At 45.5% G+C, this 17,763-nt stretch carries 17 protein-coding genes and 1 other annotated feature (1 of these 18 running past the window's edge); all 17 genes read left to right on the top strand.

Annotation, left to right across the window (positions count from 1 at the left end; all coding sequences use genetic code 11):
• Positions 1–241: a binding site (T-box leader), on the top strand; it begins 18 nt to the left of the window's first position.
• 137 nt (positions 242–378) lie between these two features.
• The 17 genes from H8716_RS05165 (at position 379) to H8716_RS05085 (ending at position 17,756) form a co-directional block, all read left to right on the top strand.
• Positions 379–1,398, top strand: a complete 1,020-nt coding sequence (locus tag H8716_RS05165; RefSeq protein ID WP_249307471.1) for an ABC transporter substrate-binding protein — start codon at positions 379–381, stop codon at positions 1,396–1,398.
• A 90-nt stretch (positions 1,399–1,488) separates the two neighbouring features.
• Entirely contained in the window at positions 1,489–2,430 is a 942-nt protein-coding gene (locus H8716_RS05160; RefSeq protein ID WP_249307470.1) for an ABC transporter permease, read from the top strand.
• Between the two features lies 1 nt (position 2,431).
• Entirely contained in the window at positions 2,432–3,235 is an 804-nt protein-coding gene (locus H8716_RS05155) for an ABC transporter ATP-binding protein (protein WP_249307468.1), read from the top strand.
• Positions 3,236–3,243: 8 nt separating this feature from the next.
• The gene (gene nrdG, locus H8716_RS05150; RefSeq protein ID WP_249307467.1) at positions 3,244–3,735 is read left to right on the top strand and encodes an anaerobic ribonucleoside-triphosphate reductase activating protein; all 492 of its coding nucleotides are present in this window, start codon (positions 3,244–3,246) and stop codon (positions 3,733–3,735) included.
• 8 nt (positions 3,736–3,743) lie between these two features.
• Positions 3,744–4,187, top strand: coding sequence for a dUTP diphosphatase (locus tag H8716_RS05145; protein WP_249307466.1), 444 nt, complete (start codon positions 3,744–3,746; stop codon positions 4,185–4,187).
• A gap of 238 nt (positions 4,188–4,425) precedes the next feature.
• A complete protein-coding gene (cbiD, locus tag H8716_RS05140; protein WP_249307464.1) occupies positions 4,426–5,577 on the top strand; it encodes a cobalt-precorrin-5B (C(1))-methyltransferase CbiD in 1,152 nt (383 codons plus the stop codon).
• A gap of 26 nt (positions 5,578–5,603) precedes the next feature.
• Positions 5,604–6,287: a precorrin-2 C(20)-methyltransferase gene (gene cobI, locus H8716_RS05135; protein ID WP_249307462.1), complete on the top strand. Its 684-nt coding sequence runs from the start codon at positions 5,604–5,606 to the stop codon at positions 6,285–6,287.
• Position 6,288: 1 nt separating this feature from the next.
• On the top strand, positions 6,289–7,047 hold the full coding sequence (cobM, locus tag H8716_RS05130; protein WP_249307460.1) for a precorrin-4 C(11)-methyltransferase: 759 nt from the start codon (positions 6,289–6,291) through the stop codon (positions 7,045–7,047).
• On the top strand, positions 7,044–8,102 hold the full coding sequence (locus H8716_RS05125; RefSeq protein WP_249307458.1) for a cobalt-precorrin 5A hydrolase: 1,059 nt from the start codon (positions 7,044–7,046) through the stop codon (positions 8,100–8,102). Before cobM ends, H8716_RS05125 begins: the two co-directional genes overlap by 4 nt.
• Positions 8,103–8,127: 25 nt before the next feature.
• Positions 8,128–8,859: a precorrin-3B C(17)-methyltransferase gene (cobJ, locus tag H8716_RS05120; RefSeq protein WP_249307457.1), complete on the top strand. Its 732-nt coding sequence runs from the start codon at positions 8,128–8,130 to the stop codon at positions 8,857–8,859.
• Positions 8,852–10,825: a precorrin-6A reductase gene (cobK, locus tag H8716_RS05115; protein WP_249307456.1), complete on the top strand. Its 1,974-nt coding sequence runs from the start codon at positions 8,852–8,854 to the stop codon at positions 10,823–10,825. The genes cobJ and cobK overlap by 8 nt, the downstream gene beginning before the upstream one ends.
• Positions 10,822–12,216 (top strand): cobyrinate a,c-diamide synthase, encoded by a 1,395-nt coding sequence (locus H8716_RS05110; RefSeq protein ID WP_249307454.1) that lies wholly within the window; start codon positions 10,822–10,824, stop codon positions 12,214–12,216. Before cobK ends, H8716_RS05110 begins: the two co-directional genes overlap by 4 nt.
• Before the next feature lie 51 nt (positions 12,217–12,267).
• Entirely contained in the window at positions 12,268–13,230 is a 963-nt protein-coding gene (cbiB, locus tag H8716_RS05105) for an adenosylcobinamide-phosphate synthase CbiB (RefSeq protein ID WP_249307453.1), read from the top strand.
• Positions 13,231–13,268: 38 nt separating this feature from the next.
• Complete coding sequence (locus H8716_RS05100) at positions 13,269–14,327, top strand: pyridoxal phosphate-dependent aminotransferase (RefSeq protein ID WP_249307452.1); 1,059 nt, start codon at positions 13,269–13,271, stop codon at positions 14,325–14,327.
• A 1-nt stretch (position 14,328) separates the two neighbouring features.
• A complete protein-coding gene (locus tag H8716_RS05095; RefSeq protein ID WP_249307451.1) occupies positions 14,329–15,846 on the top strand; it encodes a cobyric acid synthase in 1,518 nt (505 codons plus the stop codon).
• Complete coding sequence (locus tag H8716_RS05090; RefSeq protein ID WP_249307450.1) at positions 15,847–16,482, top strand: precorrin-8X methylmutase; 636 nt, start codon at positions 15,847–15,849, stop codon at positions 16,480–16,482.
• 89 nt (positions 16,483–16,571) lie between these two features.
• On the top strand, positions 16,572–17,756 hold the full coding sequence (locus tag H8716_RS05085; protein WP_249307449.1) for a YARHG domain-containing protein: 1,185 nt from the start codon (positions 16,572–16,574) through the stop codon (positions 17,754–17,756).
• Positions 17,757–17,763 lie beyond the last annotated feature (7 nt).

Raw genomic sequence — 17,763 nt, 5'->3', positions numbered from 1 at the left:
AGAAGTAAGCTTATTTGTTATATCACAGAGAGCTGTAGATGGTGGGATTACAGTATAGAACGGTTAGCTGAATGGACTTTCGAGGGCAGCCTGAAATGAAGATATCAGATTTCAGAGTAGGCGTTGTCGGGAACCGAACCCGTTATCAATCAGGAGTGTATGAATGTACATGCGAAAGAGGACGTCACAGACGTTAAGTTGAGTGGTACCGCGATAATAAGAATTTATTACCGTCTCAAGCATCAGATAGCTTGAGGCGGTTTTTGTTTTCTTAAAAAATAAAAATTCTCATTTCACAAACTGCCATCAGCACTGCATTCATAAAAAAGTGATTTCAATAGTTTAAATTATTTTTTTAATGAAAAGGAGAAAAGTATCATGAAAAAGAAATTATTTACAAGTGTAGCAGTTATGGCAGCAATTACATCCGCAATGGCAGCAACGGCAATGGCAGAAGATTACAAGGTGGGAATTGTACAGTATGTAGATGACGCGTCCCTGAACCAGATCACAGAGAATATTGAAAAAGAACTGGATGCCAAGGCAGAAGAACTGGGAGTTACATTTAATTATGCAGATTATTTCTCCAATGCACAGGCAGATTCCTCAGTACTGAATCAGATCGCATCTGACCTTATGGCAGACCAGGTTGACGTGGTAGTTGCAATTGCCACGCCGGTAGCTATGGTAATGCAGTCAGCAACAGAGGATACCGATATCCCAGTCATCTTTTCCGCAGTTTCTGATCCGGTGGGAGCAGGTCTGGTAGATTCTATGGATGCTCCTGGTGGAAACATCACAGGGACTTCCGATGCACTGGATACTGCAACTATTATGAATCTGATGCTGGCAGCCAATCCGGATCTGAAAAAAGTAGGTCTTCTTTATGATACTGCACAGGATTCATCCCAGAATGCCATCCAGAATGCAATTGCTTTCTGTGAGGAAAATGGTATAGAATATGAAGAGAAGACAGGTTCTACTACCGATGATGTTATCCTGGCTGCACAGTCTCTGATTGCAGATGGTGTAGAGGCAGTCTTCACACCAACCGATAACACCATCATGACAGCAGAGCTTTCTATCTATGAACTGTTTAATGATGCAGGAATTCCACACTATACAGGAGCTGATTCATTCGCACTGAACGGAGCATTCTGCGGATACGGTGTAGATTATGCGAACCTTGGAGTTGCTACAGCGGATATGGTAGCAGAAGTACTGACAGGGGATGTGAATGTGGCAGAGACTCCGGTACAGACCTTTGACAATGGTATTGCAACTGTAAATACAGAGACCTGTGAAGCCATTGGATTTGATCTGGATACTATCAAAGAAGCATTCAGTGATTACTGCACAGACTTTGTAGAGATTCAGACAGCAGAAAGCTTTGAATAAATAAGTAAAATAATAAAAGAAGATTTATATGCACTTCCGGGCTTCGGTCCGGAAGTTGTGTTGACTAAAGAAGGATAAAGGAGAAAGAACATGTTTATTACGTGGGCCCTGATACAGAGTGCACTGGAACTGGGAATTATATATGGAATCATTGCATTAGCATTATTCCTGACCTATTCCATGCTGAATGTCTGTGATCTGTCTACAGACGGATGTTATACAATGGGAGCGGCAGCGGGTGCAGTAGTGGCGCTGGCAGGTCATCCGTTCCTTGCACTATTTGCAGCAATGGGAACCGGAATTCTGTCCGGTCTTGTAAATGCATTTTTACAGACGAAGATGAAAGTGGAGAGTATGCTTGCCGGAATCATTGTGAATACCGGACTTTATACGGTAAATATCTGTATCATGGGAAAGTCCAATTTAAACATGAATACCACCGAGACGGTATTCTCCATGATGAAGGATCTGACCAAGGATACTTTTCTAGAGAGTTACAGTAAGATGATTGTGGCGCTGATTTTTCTGGTGATCATTGCCATACTGCTTGCACTGTTCCTTGGAACAAGACTGGGATTATCGATTCGTGCAACCGGAAATAATATTGCCATGGTAAAAAGTTCATCCATCAACCCGGCGATGACTACCACTGTGGGCTTATGTATTGGCGGTGCTATGACGGCGCTGGCAGGATGTCTCCTGGGAGAATATCAGAAGTCTGTGGACGTGAATATGGGAACTGGCATGGTTACCGTAGCACTGGCATCTTTGATTATCGGAGAGACTATATTTGGAAGAAAAAATATCAAAGTGAGAATCGTGGGAGTCATCATCGGTTCCTGTCTCTATCGTGTGATCGTGGCAATTGCGCTGAGATTTAATCTGCCGGCATCGGCACTGAAACTGGTTTCCGCATTGATTGTTGCCATTGCCATATCGATTCCGGCAATCAAGGAGATTATTGCCCTGCAGAAAACAAAACATGCAGCAATGCTTCGGCACAGAGAATTATATCAGAAGGGAGGCAGATAACATGTTAAAACTGATGGATATTTGCAAGACCTTCAATAAAGGAACGGTAAATGAAAAAACAGCACTGAATCACCTGAATCTGGAAGTAAAAGACGGTGATTTTATTACCATTATCGGTTCCAACGGAGCCGGCAAGTCTACCATGTTTAATGCTATATGCGGCGGCTTTTATGTTGATGAGGGGTTCGTGGAACTGGACGGACAGGATATTACTTTCCTTCCGGAACATAAGAGAGCAAAATATATCGGTCATCTGTTTCAGGATCCGATGAAGGGTACAGCACCGAATATGACCATTGAAGAGAATATTGCGATTGCCTATCTTCGGACATCTACCAGTCAGAATGCTTTCTTAAGCAGAGTATCCAGAAAAGAAAAAGAACAGTTCCGTGAGCGTCTGGCAGTGTTGAATATGGGGCTGGAAGACCGTATGAAGCAGCCGGTAGGGCTCTTATCCGGTGGACAGCGTCAGGCACTGACACTTCTGATGGCAACTATGGTACCGCCCAAACTGCTGCTGCTGGATGAACATACGGCGGCACTGGATCCGGCTACAGCAGATAAAGTACTGGATCTGACCAAGAAGATTGTAAAAGAAAATCACCTGTCATGCCTGATGATTACCCATAATATGCATTCTGCACTGGAACTGGGAAATCGGACACTGATGATGGACAGCGGAAGAATCATTCTGGATATTGAAGGAAAGGAAAGAGACGGACTGACAGTGGACGGACTTCTGGAGAAATTCAATACAGGCGCCGGAAAAGAACTGGACAATGACCGAATTCTTTTCTCGAAGTAAGGAGTTATATGAATTATCATAATATTACCAGAGATGACATGTTAAATGGAGACGGGCTACGGGTAGTGCTCTGGGTATCTGGCTGCGAACATCATTGCAAAGGATGTCAGAATCCTGTAACCTGGGATCCGCAGGACGGTGTGTTGTTTGACCGGGAGGCGGAAGAAGAGATTTTCAGGGAACTGGAAAAAAGCTATATATCCGGTATTACTTTCAGTGGCGGAGATCCCCTGCTGCCTTCTAATGAACCGGAGATCACCAGGCTGGCAAAAGAGATCCGTCACAGATTTCCGAAAAAAACGATCTGGCTTTATACCGGTTATACCTGGGAACAGGTGGAGGAAAAAGAAGTGGTGAAGGATCTGGATGTGCTGGTGGATGGAACATATGTGGAAGAGTTGAAAAATACACAGCTTCACTGGAGAGGCAGTGCCAACCAGCGAGTGATTGATGTACAGGAGAGCCTGAGAACCGGACAGATTATATTACACGACGAATAGGAGAGTATATGAAGCATACAGAAAAGATACAGATTAAATATTTTTCAGACAAGATTGAGCATCTGCGTTATATCGACGGTAAGTCCGATTGGATTGACCTGCGGGCGGCAGAGGATGTGGTGTTAAAAGCCGGAGAATTTAAGCTGATCCCTCTGGGAATTGCCATGAAGCTGCCGGAAGGATATGAGGCACATGTGGTGCCGAGAAGTTCTACTTTTAAGAATTTTGGTGTCATTCAGACCAATCATTATGGTGTGATTGATGAGTCTTACTGTGGAGACAATGACCAGTGGTTTGTGCCGGTCTTAGCTATGCGTGACACAGAGATTCATGTAAATGACCGGATCTGTCAGTTCCGCATTATGGAACATCAGCCGGTGATTGAATTCGAAGAAACGGAAAAACTGGAAGGAACAGACCGTGGCGGATTCGGAAGTACCGGAAAGGCATAGATTGACAAAAAGAGCAAAAAAAGATATACTCTTTTTTAGGTTTGTTATACTGGGAAGCGGGGTGCAAATCCTCCACAAGTCCGTTACTGTAAAAGTCAGAGACCGGGACAGACTGAAATCGTTCATGAGGCTGCGGCAACCGGTTCTCAGAACGTATGATTATTTTATTTTTTAGAAAATCAGATACTGTCGTTGTCATTTAATATGCCAGCGGCAGTATTTTTTTGGAGACGGATTCATGGAACATAAGAATGGTCTGGAAGACTGTTATGTCATTAAAAACAGTAAAAAATTACAATGTGGGTATACCACGGGTTCCTGTGCGGCAGCTGCGGCAAAAGCAGCCACATCTATGTTGCTTTTACAGAAAAAACTGACAGAAGTGGATCTGATGACGCCAAAAGGCATTCTGCTGCATCTGCTTCCGGAGGATGTTTCTCTGGAAAAAGAGCAGGCAGTCTGTGCAGTGCGTAAGGATGGGGGGGATGACCCGGATGCTACTCATGGATTGTTGGTTTATGCATCCGTCAGGAAAAGCAGTACACCGGGAGTACAGATTGACGGTGGTAGAGGTGTCGGCAGGGTGACAAAAAAAGGTCTGTGGCAGCCTGTGGGAGAAGCGGCCATTAACCGGGTTCCAAGAGAGATGATACGGGAGGCTGTGCAGTCTGTATGTGAAGATCTGGACTATGCCGGAGGAATCTCAGTGGTGATCTCGGTACCTGGCGGTGAGGAAGTGGCGAAGAAGACCTTTAACCCAAGACTTGGTATAGAGGGAGGCATATCCATTCTGGGAACCAGTGGTATTGTGGTACCTATGAGTGAAGCAGCACTGGTTGCCAGCATTCGGCTGGAGATGGAGATGCGTCATGCGAACGGAGACGAATATCTGATTATTACACCGGGCAATTACGGAGAAGATTTCCTGCGTGAGCATGTGGAGATTGATCTGAAGAATTCCATGAAATGCAGTAACTATGTGGGAGAGACGCTGGACATGGCTGTGGAGATGGGCGTAAAAGGCATTCTCTTTATTGCACATATCGGAAAGTTTATCAAGGTGTCCGGAGGAATTATGAATACCCACTCCCGTCATGCAGACAGCCGCGCGGAACTGATGACAGCGGCTGCCATTCGTGCAGGAGCAGATCTGGAGACTGCAAGACGGCTTCTGGATACCATCACGACAGAAGAAGCCATCGATATCTTGAATGAAAAGAATCTGACGAATCAGGTGATGAAACTGGTGACAGAGAAGATTCATTATTATTTACAGCACCGATGCGGGGGTGCACTTGAGACAGAGGCAGTTATTTTTTCCAATGCCCATGGATATCTGGGAGAGACAGAAGGGGCTGAGGAGATGCTAAAGAGATTTATAGTAAAATAATTAGAGAACAGATACAGGAGGGAAATATGAAGGGAAAGTTATATGGAATCGGAATCGGACCGGGAGATCCGGAATTACTGACACTGAAGGCAGTACGCCTGATACGGGAGGCAGATGTGATTGCCGTACCTGGAAAGGTAAAGACAGAGACGGTGGCTTATCAGATTACGGTGCAGGCTGTACCGGAGATCGCAGAGAAGGAATGTCTGGAAGTATATTACCCGATGTCCAAAGATCCGGAGGTTCTGGAAAGATGTCATACGGAAGCTGCCATGCAGATTGAGACCGTATTAAAAGAGGGAAAGAATGTAGCATTTCTGACACTGGGAGATACCAGCGTATATTCTACTTATCTGTATGTGCATACCAAGATTATGGAAATGGGATATGAAGCTGAGATTGTCAGCGGTATCACGTCGTTCTGTGCAGTGGCTGCCAGACTGAACATCGGACTGGTGGAAAAGGCTGAGGAACTGCATGTGATTCCTGCCTCTTATCAGATTGAAGAAGCGTTAAAGCTGAAGGGAACAAAAGTCCTTATGAAGGCTGCCAGCAAAATGGGAGAAGTGAAAAAGATGCTCATGGAATGCGGTCAGGATGTGGTTATGATCGAGAACTGCGGAATGCCAGGAGAGAAGATTCACAGATCTGCGGAAGAGATCCCAGAAGATGCAAGTTACTATTCACTGATTATTGTAAAGGAGAAATAAGATGATTCATTTCGTAGGAGCCGGATCAGGAGCACCGGATTTAATTACATTAAGAGGAAAGACATTTCTGGAGCAGGCAGATGTGATCATTTATGCAGGATCATTGGTGAATCCTCAGCTTTTGGATTATGCAAAAGAAGGATGTCAGATTTACAACAGTGCTAAGATGACCCTGGAAGAAGTGCTGGATGTGATGTTTGCAGCAGAAGAAGAGAAAAAGATGACTGTACGGCTTCATACCGGAGATCCATGTCTGTATGGTGCCATCCGTGAACAGATGGATGTGCTGGACGAAAAAGGTATCGAGTATGATTACACACCGGGTGTCAGCTCTTTCTGCGGAGCGGCATCTGCCCTGAATCTGGAATATACTCTTCCGGATGTGTCGCAGACGGTGATCATTACCAGAATGGCAGGACGGACACCGGTACCGGAAAAAGAAGAGATTGCCAAACTGGCATCTCATAGAGCAACGATGGTGGTATTCTTAAGTACCGGACTGTTGGAACAGCTCTCAGAGCGTCTGATTGCAGGCGGATATACGGCAGATACTCCGGCAGCCATTGTCTATAAGGCTACCTGGGAAGATGAGAAAGCATTTGTCTGCACTGTAGGTACTCTTGCGGAGACGGCGAAGAAGAACAATATTACTAAGACTGCCCTGATGATTATCGGAGATGTAGTGACACACAGCCACTATAACCGTTCCGAATTGTACAATCCGGCATTTACTACAGAGTTTCGTGAGGCAACCAAATGAGACTGGCGGTGATCAGTTTTACCCAGCATGGGAGCAGGCTGAATCAGATGGTCAGCCAGGCACTGTCTCTTCAGGGATATGACTGTGACAGTTATGCCATAAAGAAATACGCATCCATGTACGGACTGAAGGACCTGGAGAAGCCATTGCAGGAATGGACCGGTGAGATGTTTACAGACAAAGACGGGATTCTGTTTATCGGAGCTGCCGGGATTGCCGTGCGCAGCATTGCTCCTTTTGTACAGAGCAAGACTAAGGATCCTGCCATTGTGGTGATGGATGAGAAAGGTGTGTTTGCCATATCACTGATGTCCGGGCATCTGGGAGGAGCTAACGAGCTGACTGGTGTTCTTGCCAATCTGACCGGTGCTATTCCGGTGATTACCACGGCAACGGACGTGAACGGCCGTTTGGCCGTCGATGTGTTTGCCCGGAAAAACGGACTGTATATTTCCAATATGAAGTATGCAAAGGAGATCTCAGCAGATGTGCTGGACGAAAAGAAGATCGGCCTGTATTCAGATTATCCGGTGATTGGCAGTATCCCGGAAGAACTGCAGGTATGGGATCCGAAAGAAGTATTTGAAGGAACCAATGGTATCTGCATTTCTGTGTATGACAACAGGGAACCTTATAAGCAGACTCTGCATTTGATTCCGAAGATTCTGGTTGCAGGTGTAGGATGCAAAAAGGGAACAACGGCAGACCGGATTAAAGAAAAAATACGGAAAGTACTGGCACAGCATCATATTTCAGAGAAGAGTATCTGTATGTTGGCAAGCATTGATCTGAAGGCAGAAGAAGCAGGTCTGATACAGGCTGCCAGAGAGTTGGATGCGGAATTTGTGACATACTCAGCGGAAGAATTACAGAAGGTAAAGGGCGATTTTACAGAATCTGCATTTGTGGCATCAGTCACAGGTGTGTCCAATGTATGTGAGAGAAGTGCAGTACTTGGCAGTGATTATGGAGTACTGCTCTGTCCGAAGACGGCAGAAGATGGTGTAACCGTAGCACTGGCAGTGAAAGAATATATGATTGACTTTACCCTATAAATAAACAGACAGAGAGGAAAATACAATGAGCAAAATCTATGTAGTGGGAATTGGCCCGGGAGCATATGAACAGATGACAATGAGGGCGGCCAATGCATTAAGAAGCTGTGATACCATTGTGGGATATACGGTATATGTGGAACTGGTGAGAGAACATTTCGCAGATAAAGAGTTCCTGACCACTCCGATGAAAAAAGAAGTGGATCGTTGCCGTCTGGCATTTGAGGAAGCTGCCAAAGGAAAGAATGTGGCAATGATCTGCAGTGGTGATGCAGGAGTATATGGCATGTCCGGACTGATGCTGGAGATCGGAACAGAATATCCACAGATTGAAGTAGAAGTGATTCCAGGTGTGACAGCAGCCACAGGAGGCGCTGCAGTACTTGGGGCACCACTGATTCATGATTTTTGTCTGATCAGTTTAAGTGACCTGTTGACTCCATGGGAAAAGATTGAAAAACGTCTGGTACTGGCATCAGAAGCAGATTTTGTAATCTGTCTCTACAATCCGTCCAGTAAGAAACGTCATGATTATTTACAGAAAGCCTGTGATCTGTGCATGCAGCATAAGTCACCGGACACAGTATGTGGTATCGTATTGAATATCGGCAGAGAGGGCGAGACCATGAAGGTGATGACCTTAAAAGAACTGCGTGATACACAGGTGGACATGTTTACTACAGTATTTATCGGTAACTCACAGACAAAAGAGATCGGTGGCAGAATGGTAACACCAAGGGGATATAAGAATGTCTAGAATTCTTATTTTTGCAGGGACAACAGAAGGGCGTCTTCTTGCAGAATTTTTAAACCGTCAGAAGGTACAGGCATATGTCTGCGTGGCAACAGAATATGGCGGACAGCTTCTGGAGGAAAATAAATACCTGGAAGTCAGTCATACCAGACTGAATCAGGAAGAGATGCAGCATCTGATTGCAGAAAAGAAAATACAGATGACGGTGGATGCTACTCATCCTTATGCGGCAGAAGTTTCTGCCAATATTAAGGGAGCCTGTGAAGAAACAGGTTGTGAATATATCCGGCTGCTGCGTTCACAGACACATATCAGCGAGGAAAGTATGGTCTGCGTGGAGTCAGTGGATGAAGCGGTGGAATTCCTAAAGCAGACAAAAGGCAATATCCTTGCAACAACGGGAAGCAAGGAATTGCATAAATATACAGCCATACCGGAATTCGCAGACCGGATATTTGCACGTGTGCTTTCCACTCCGGAAGTGGCGGAGCACTGTGCTGCCTTAGGATTTACCGGAAAGCATCTGATCTGTATGCAGGGACCATTTTCAGAAGAATTAAATACTGCCCTGTTAAAGCAGTTTGATGCCCGCTGGCTGGTGACCAAAGAGGCCGGAAAAAACGGTGGCTATGAAGAAAAGATCCGGGCAGCCAGAAAAGCTGGCGCCAGAGTGGTATTGGTAGGGCGTCCCGTGCAAGAGAGCGGATTGTCTTTGGAAGAAGTAGAACGATATCTGGTTGAAAAAGCGGGAATTTCTGTGCGAAGAGAGATCTCTGTGATCGGTATTGGAATGGGAAGCCGGGAGAACATGACCTGTGAAGCATTAAAGGCGTGTCAATATGCAGATCTTCTGGTGGGGGCAGGCAGAATGCTGGAGCAGGTACAGGAACTGAAAAAACCTGTTTTTGTATCTTACAAACCGGATGAGATCTACGATTACGTTATGAGTCATCCGGAATATGAGAAGGTAGCACTTCTTCAGTCCGGTGATCTGGGATTTTACAGTGGCGCAAAGAAACTTATGGAGAAATTTGCAGGGGAAGAAATTCTGGTTTATCCGGGAATCTCTTCTGTCGTATATCTGTGTGACAGACTCCATACAGCCTGGGAGGATGTGGTTCTGACCAGTCAGCATGGAAGATATGTCAATCTGATCAGCAAGATCCGTAAGAATCAGAAAGTTTTTGCCCTTATGGGAAAAGGCAGTGCAGTCAATGAATTGTGCCGGAAGATGAGAGAATATCATATGGATCAGGTAATACTGCATGTGGGACAGGACTTATCTTATCCGGCAGAAAAGATCCAGAGTGGAACGGTGGCAGAACTGGAAAATGAGAACTTTTCAGATCTTTGTGTTATACTGGCAGAGAATCCACAGCCGGATCAGGTGGTTACCCATGGCCTGGAGGATGAGGTATTTTTACGGGCAAAAGTACCGATGACAAAGAGCGAAGTGCGCAGCATTTCCCTGTCGAAGCTTCATCTGACAAAGGATTCCATTGTATATGATGTGGGAGCAGGAACCGGCAGTATCTCCATAGAAGCGGCGCTTCAGGCGGAAGACGGATATGTGTATGCCATCGAGAAAAAGGAAGAAGCCGTAGAACTGATGCGGGAAAACAAGAAGAAATTCGCAGCAGATAATCTGGAGATCGTGGAAGGACTGGCACCGGAGGCACTGGAAGAACTTCCGTCACCGACCCATGTATTTGTGGGAGGTTCATCCGGGAACTTAAAAACCATTCTGGAACTGGTTTTGAAGAAGAATCCACAGGTGCGGATTGTGATCAACTGTATTGCACTGGAGACAGTGGCAGAAGCACTGGACTGTGTAAAGACACTTCCGGTAACGGATGTGGACATTGCAGCAGTATCCGTTGGAAAGTCAAAGGAAATTGGCAGATACCATATGATGATGGGACAGAATCCGGTTTACGTGATTTCCTGCACAGGAGGAAAGGCAGAATGAGGGAATATCCGAGATTTATGCTGGCTGCAGGAGCCAGCGGAAGCGGAAAGACCATGATTACCTGCGGAATACTGCAGGCACTGAAAAACAGAGGATTAAAGGTAGCATCCTTTAAATGCGGACCGGATTATATTGATCCGATGTTTCATGAAAAAGTGATTCATACAAAGTCCGGGAATCTGGATACCTTTTTCACAGGGGAGGAAATGACCCGCTATCTCTTTTGTCAGAGTGCAGAAGAGAGTGATATTTCTGTCATGGAAGGTGTGATGGGATATTACGACGGCCTGGGAGGATGTTCCGTTAAGGCCAGTGCATGTGATCTGGCGGAGGTGACCGATACACCTGTCATCCTGGTGGTAAATACCAGAGGTATGAGTCTGTCGGTGCTTGCGTATATCAAGGGATTTCTGACCTATCGGGAGCCCAGCAGGATTAAGGGCGTGATCCTGAATCAGTTTTCAGCCATGCTGTATCCACAGATGAGAGAGCTGATTGAGGCAGAACTTGGCATCCGGGTATACGGATATGTGCCAAGGATGGAAGACTGCTCTCTGGAGAGCCGTCATCTGGGACTGGTACTGCCTCAGGAAGTGGAGCAGCTGGGAGAAAAACTGCAGCATATTGCAGAAGTGCTGGAAGATACTCTGGATCTGGATGCGATGCTGGAACTGGGACACAGTGCCGGTTCACCGGGAGAAATGAGCCATGCACAGGCGGAGATAGAAAGGCTGACAGAACAGATGAAAGCGGAACAGGCAGGAAAACAGCCACTTCGTATAGCAGTCAGCAGGGATGAGGCATTCTGTTTTATTTATGAAGCTAATATGGATCTGCTTCGAAAGTTTGGAGCGGAAGTGATTCCGTTTTCTCCCATACATGACAGTCAGATCCCTGATACAGACGGTGTACTGTTTTACGGAGGTTATCCGGAATTATTTGCAAAGCAGCTCTCTGAAAATACATCCATGCGAAATGATGTGAAGAGGAAACTGGCAGAAGGCATGCCATGTATGGCAGAGTGTGGCGGTTTTATGTATCTGCACCAGTCCATGGAAGATATGAATGGAACAGCCTGGCCGGTGGCAGGCGTGATTGAGGGAAAGGCCTATAAGACTTCCAAACTGGGACGCTTTGGCTATATCGAACTGCATTCAGCTGAAGAACCTGAAGCAGAGCAGGTGTTAAGGGGGCATGAGTTCCATTATTTTGACAGCACTTCCTGTGGAGAAAGCTATGTGGCGAAAAAGCCGCTGAGAAAAAGAAGCTGGCGGTGCATTCATGAAAATGAGACACTGATGGCAGGATTCCCGCATTTATATTATTATTCCTGTCCGGAATTTTTGATGAAGTTCCTGCAAAAATGCAGAAACTATCAAAAAGAGAGATAAGGAAGTAAAGCAGGAAAAGAAAAATTAACAAACAAAACCGAGGATAAAATAATGAAATTATCACTTCTGGCACTTGTGCTGGGATTTATACTGGATCTTATCATCGGAGATCCACACGGACTTTATCATCCGATCCGTCTGGTGGGCAATCTGATCGGACTGTTGGAGAAACACATGAACAAAAAAAGCGATTCACCTGACCGGAAGATGGTGATGGGATGGCTGATGGCACTGATCGTGATTACTTTGTCATCCGGCATACCTTTACTTCTCCTGCTTCTGGCATATCATATTCATCCGGTGTGCGGGCTGGTTCTGGAGACGATTATGTGCTGGCAGTTACTGGCAACCAAGTCTCTGAAAGATGAAAGTATGAAAGTATACCGGAAGCTGAAAAAGCATGATTTACAGGGCAGCAGACATGCTGTATCTATGATTGTGGGAAGAGATACAGAAATACTGGATGAGACAGGGGTTACCAAGGCAGCGGTAGAGACAGTGGCAGAAAATACCTCTGACGGAGTCATTGCACCGATGTTTTACATCGCAATCGGAGGTGCGTTTCTTGGATGGATGTATAAGTCTGTCAACACTATGGATTCCATGGTAGCTTACAAGAATGACCGCTATCTGTATTTTGGCAGGATTCCGGCTTATCTGGATGACATTGCCAATTACATTCCTGCAAGACTGGCAGGACTTCTGATGGTTCTGGCATCTTTTCTGGTCAGACTGGACGGGGCACATGCCTTTGCCATTTTTAAGAGAGACCGTTACAATCATGCCAGCCCGAATTCTGCCCAGACGGAGGCAGTGATGGCAGGAGCACTGAATGTACAGCTTGCCGGTGATGCCTGGTATTTTGGAGAATTACATAAGAAGAAGACAATTGGGGACGATATAAGACCGGTGGAAGCGGAAGATATTGTCCGTGCAAATAAATTATTATACGGGACAGCAGTAGTTTCACTGGTGATATTTACACTGGTAAAATACCTGATTTTAATGTTCTGATATGATCAGAACAGAAGCTGTCCGACTGGAGGAAAAAGATGCTCAAACACCGTCATGGCGGAGACATATATTCAACTGCGTACCGCATAGATTACTCAGCCAATATTAATCCGCTGGGTACCCCTGCAAGGGTGACAGAGGCAGCGCAGAAATCCATTCTGGAATGTGCCCATTATCCTGATGTGGAGTGCAGGGCGCTAAAGAGTGCTATTGCAGAGAAGGAACACATAAAAAGCGAATCCGTTCTCTGTGGAAATGGCGCGGCAGAATTGATTTTTGCCATTGTGCAGGCGGAAAAACCAAAGAAAGCACTGCTTTTGGCACCTGGATTTGCAGAATATGAACAGGCGCTCAGGAGCCAGGGATGTGAGGTAGCGTTTTATCAGCTGAAAAAGGAAAATGGATTTCAGTATGAAACTGCCTATTGGGATCATCTAACGGAAGATCTGGATATGATTTTTCTGTGCAATCCCAATAATCCTACGGGGCTTCTGATTCCCAGGGAAGAGATTCTTAAGATCTTACAGATCTGTCAGGAAAAACAGATCCGCGTGGTACTGGATTCCTGTTTCATTGATTTCCTGGAAGAAAAAGAAGATGCAGATTATACTGGATACCTGCAGGAATTTCCCTGTCTGTTTATCCTGAAGGCATTTACCAAGATCTATGCTATGGCGGGCTTAAGGCTTGGATATGGAATGAGCAGTGATACAGATCTTCTTTTGCGAATGAAGGAAGTTATTCAGCCATGGAGCGTATCGATTCCGGCACAGGCGGCAGGTATTGCGGCATTGAAGGAAGAGACGTTTGTGGAACAGTCACGGGATCTGGTGCAGAAGGAACGCAGATGGCTGAAAAAGAATCTGGAGGATCTGCATCTGTGGGTCTGTGATTCCAAGGCAAATTATCTGTTCTTCCAGGGACCGGAGGATCTGGCACAAAGAGCAAAAGAAGAAGGAATTCTGATTCGGGACTGCAGTAATTACCACGGGCTTACGAGGGGATTTTACCGGATTGCAGTTCGGACAGAAGAAGAGAACAAAGAACTGATTCGAGTGTTTCAGAAGATTTTGAAACAGGCAGAAAGGCGGAACTGATATGGCAAAAGCAATTATGGTACAGGGAACCATGTCCAATGCAGGCAAGAGCCTGCTGGCAGCGGGGCTCTGCAGAATATTTAAGCAGGATGGTTATAAAGTGGCTCCGTTTAAGTCACAGAATATGGCACTGAATTCTTTTATTACAGAAGAAGGGCTGGAGATGGGCAGGGCACAGGTCATGCAGGCAGAGGCAGCCGGCATCAGGCCTTCCGTATATATGAATCCGATTCTGCTAAAACCGACTACAGATGTGGGTTCACAGGTGATTGTCAACGGAGAAGTCCTGGGGAACATGAAAGCCAGAGATTACTTTGCCTATAAGAAACAACTGGTTCCACAGATCATGGAAGCATATCATAAGCTGGAAGAAGAATATGATATCATTGTCATTGAAGGCGCAGGCAGTCCGGCAGAGATCAATCTGAAGGAAGAAGATATCGTTAATATGGGAATGGCCAAAATGGCAGGTGCACCGGTACTCCTGGTAGGAGACATTGACCGGGGAGGTGTGTTTGCACAGCTGATCGGAACGGTCATGCTTCTGGAAGAAGACGAGAAAAAGATGGTGAAGGGCCTGATCATTAACAAATTTCGTGGTGACAAATCCATTCTTGATCCCGGTGTGAAAATGCTGGAGGAAAAGGCAGGAATTCCGGTTGTGGGCGTGGCACCGTATCTGCAGATTCAGGTAGAGGATGAAGACAGTCTGACAGAGCGTTTTGACCGAAAAGAAGCAGTAGGTGTGATTGACATTGCAGTGATTCGCCTGCCGAGAATCTCAAATTTTACAGACTTTAATCCATTTGAAAGTATGGAAGGCGTATCACTTCGGTATGTGGGCAGTGTATCCGAATTGAAGAATCCGGATCTGATCATTCTGCCGGGAACCAAGAGTACCATGTCTGACCTGGCGTGGATGCGTCAGAACGGACTGGAAGCTGCCATTCTTAAGGCAGCAGCATCCGGGAAGCTGATTTTCGGTATCTGTGGCGGCTATCAGATGCTGGGGGAAACCTTAAGTGATCCGGACGGTGTGGAAGGAGGAGGAACCATGAAGGGGATGGGGCTGCTTCCGATGGATACCGTTTTTGCAGGGGACAAGACCAGAACCCGTGTCAGTGGAGCTTTTACAACGGTTGGAGGAAGATTAAAGGAACTCTCAGGTGTAGAACTGGAGGGGTATGAGATTCATATGGGTGTTTCAACTTTAAGAGAAGGGGCATCCTCCCTGACAGAGATTACAGACCATGGCGCCCAGACGAAAGGAAAAACAAAAGAAGACGGTGCTTATACAGATCATGTATATGGAACCTACGTGCATGGAGTATTTGATAAAGAAGAAGTGCCTAAGGCAGTGATCCGTGCCATCGGACGGGAAAAGGGACTGGATGTATCCCAGATCACATCCGTGGATTTTGCCCAGTTTAAAGAAACACAGTATGATCTGCTGGCAGCAGGCCTGCGGGAACATCTGGATATGAAGAAAATCTATGAGATTCTGGAAGAGGGAATATAAATGAAAGTACAGCTTGAGAATGTAAAACCAATGGATATTGAAAAACGCAGTTTTGAAATCATTACAGAGGAACTGGGATATGATCTTCCGGAAAAAGAAGCACCGATTATTAAAAGATGCATTCATACCAGTGCAGACTTTGATTATGCAAAGAATTTGTGTTTTTCTGAGGATGTAGTAGAGAAGGCACTGAAAGCACTGAAAAACGGTGCCTGTATTGTAACAGATACCCAGATGGCAAAGTCGGGCATCAATAAAAAGGCACTGGCAAAATATGGAGGAGAAGTATACTGCTTCATGTCAGATGCAGATGTGGCAGAGACGGCAAAGAAAAATGGAACTACCCGGGCAACTGCCAGCATGGATAAGGCGGCAGAGATGAGCAAACCACTGATTTTTGCCATTGGTAACGCACCAACGGCACTGGTACGTCTCTATGAACTGATCGAAGACGGAAAATTAAAGCCAGAGCTGATTATCGGAGTGCCGGTAGGATTTGTGAATGTGGTACAATCCAAAGAACTGATTATGCAGGCAGAGGTACCTTACATTGTGGCAAAGGGCAGAAAAGGCGGCAGCAATATAGCTGCATGTATCTGTAATGCACTTCTTTACATGGCAGGCGGAAGAGATTAACTAAGAAAAACTTAAGATCCAGTTAATGTCAGGAATACCGCAGTATGTTATGATACATACAGTGAGACATGTAGAGGAGGATTTTGAAAATGAACTACAGAAGAAATGTAATGAAGGCAGCGGCACTGACCGGTATGATAGTACTGGGAGTGGTACAGGGAGCAGGAGCAGAAGATGCGGTAGATATTGAAGAACTGTTTTATACTTATTCTTCAGATACGCAGGTTTATGATTATACGGAGTCTGCTTATTTGTACGGATGGCTGTCATCTCTGGAATATAAGAACTATAACGGATATCTTGCACTCGATCAGCTGGATCTGAACTGGGACGGCAGTGAGGAACTGCTGGCTGTCCGTGTAAAACAGCCAGATGAGAATACAAACCAGAATAATCTGGTGGCAGAAGTATATCAGTATGAAGGTGATAAACTGAAGAGAGTGGCACAGTGTACTCTGGCAGAGGACATTCTGACTCTGAATGCCGCAGATATCGAAGTGTTCCTGGTCAATACGGATAATGGAATCTATCTTTGCTGTGAGGAAAATGAGACCGCAGGGATACTGGCAGATGGAGTGGAATGGAATCTGAAAACGTTTACCTATGATGGTGCGGATTTTGTACAGCAGACAGATACCGGAATATTGGGAAGTACATGGGAGGATACAGATCTGGCAGAAGCCAGGGATGTATTGAATTCTCTTGGACTGTATCCGGCAGAGCTTGTGACGACGTCAATACCGGATCAGGTGGATAATTTGACCAGAATCAGTACCATTCAGAGATATCTCACAGCGTCCATGGACGATATTATGTATTATAAGAGCAATCCGGAAAGTGAAATGATGGAATACGGAGAAACCATGTTCCACAGTTACCGGAATGAAAACAGAGAGAACAAAGGACAGGAAAATTTTGCAGCTGCGGCGGAACATTCTGATTCCGGACAACAGACAGCTTCCACAGAAACGGTTTCATCCGGGGATTATATTATTCCGGACAGCAGCAGCCGTTATATTACGGAGGAAGATCTCACCGGACTGTCAGATTATGAGATTCTTCTGGCAAGAAACGAGATCTATGCAAGACATGGAAGAATGTTCGTGAATGAAGATCTGGACAGCTATTTCAGAAGCAAATCCTGGTATCAGCCGACAGTGAGCGGATCGGATTTTACAGAAGAGTATGCAGCCAGTGTGTTTAATGATTTTGAAAGAACGAATATAGATACGATTGTAAAATATGAGCAGGCTCATAATATCAATCAGTTTTAACAGAAAA

Source organism: Jingyaoa shaoxingensis (genome assembly GCF_014385005.1).
Taxonomy (GTDB): domain Bacteria; phylum Bacillota; class Clostridia; order Lachnospirales; family Lachnospiraceae; genus Marvinbryantia; species Marvinbryantia shaoxingensis.
Note: the sequence above shows the minus strand (reverse complement) of the source record. Positions and strands in the feature narration are given on the sequence as shown.

Bases quoted from the DNA above. Each gene is read 5' to 3' on its own strand.
- H8716_RS05165 (WP_249307471.1), top strand. From the start codon at position 379: ATGAAAAAGAAATTATTTACAAGTGTAGCAGTTATGGCAGCAATTACA.
- H8716_RS05160 (WP_249307470.1), top strand. From the start codon at position 1,489: ATGTTTATTACGTGGGCCCTGATACAGAGTGCACTGGAACTGGGAATT.
- H8716_RS05155 (WP_249307468.1), top strand. From the start codon at position 2,432: ATGTTAAAACTGATGGATATTTGCAAGACCTTCAATAAAGGAACGGTA.
- nrdG (WP_249307467.1), top strand. From the start codon at position 3,244: ATGAATTATCATAATATTACCAGAGATGACATGTTAAATGGAGACGGG.
- H8716_RS05145 (WP_249307466.1), top strand. From the start codon at position 3,744: ATGAAGCATACAGAAAAGATACAGATTAAATATTTTTCAGACAAGATT.
- cbiD (WP_249307464.1), top strand. From the start codon at position 4,426: ATGGAACATAAGAATGGTCTGGAAGACTGTTATGTCATTAAAAACAGT.
- cobI (WP_249307462.1), top strand. From the start codon at position 5,604: ATGAAGGGAAAGTTATATGGAATCGGAATCGGACCGGGAGATCCGGAA.
- cobM (WP_249307460.1), top strand. From the start codon at position 6,289: ATGATTCATTTCGTAGGAGCCGGATCAGGAGCACCGGATTTAATTACA.
- H8716_RS05125 (WP_249307458.1), top strand. From the start codon at position 7,044: ATGAGACTGGCGGTGATCAGTTTTACCCAGCATGGGAGCAGGCTGAAT.
- cobJ (WP_249307457.1), top strand. From the start codon at position 8,128: ATGAGCAAAATCTATGTAGTGGGAATTGGCCCGGGAGCATATGAACAG.
- cobK (WP_249307456.1), top strand. From the start codon at position 8,852: ATGTCTAGAATTCTTATTTTTGCAGGGACAACAGAAGGGCGTCTTCTT.
- H8716_RS05110 (WP_249307454.1), top strand. From the start codon at position 10,822: ATGAGGGAATATCCGAGATTTATGCTGGCTGCAGGAGCCAGCGGAAGC.
- cbiB (WP_249307453.1), top strand. From the start codon at position 12,268: ATGAAATTATCACTTCTGGCACTTGTGCTGGGATTTATACTGGATCTT.
- H8716_RS05100 (WP_249307452.1), top strand. From the start codon at position 13,269: ATGCTCAAACACCGTCATGGCGGAGACATATATTCAACTGCGTACCGC.
- H8716_RS05095 (WP_249307451.1), top strand. From the start codon at position 14,329: ATGGCAAAAGCAATTATGGTACAGGGAACCATGTCCAATGCAGGCAAG.
- H8716_RS05090 (WP_249307450.1), top strand. From the start codon at position 15,847: ATGAAAGTACAGCTTGAGAATGTAAAACCAATGGATATTGAAAAACGC.
- H8716_RS05085 (WP_249307449.1), top strand. From the start codon at position 16,572: ATGAACTACAGAAGAAATGTAATGAAGGCAGCGGCACTGACCGGTATG.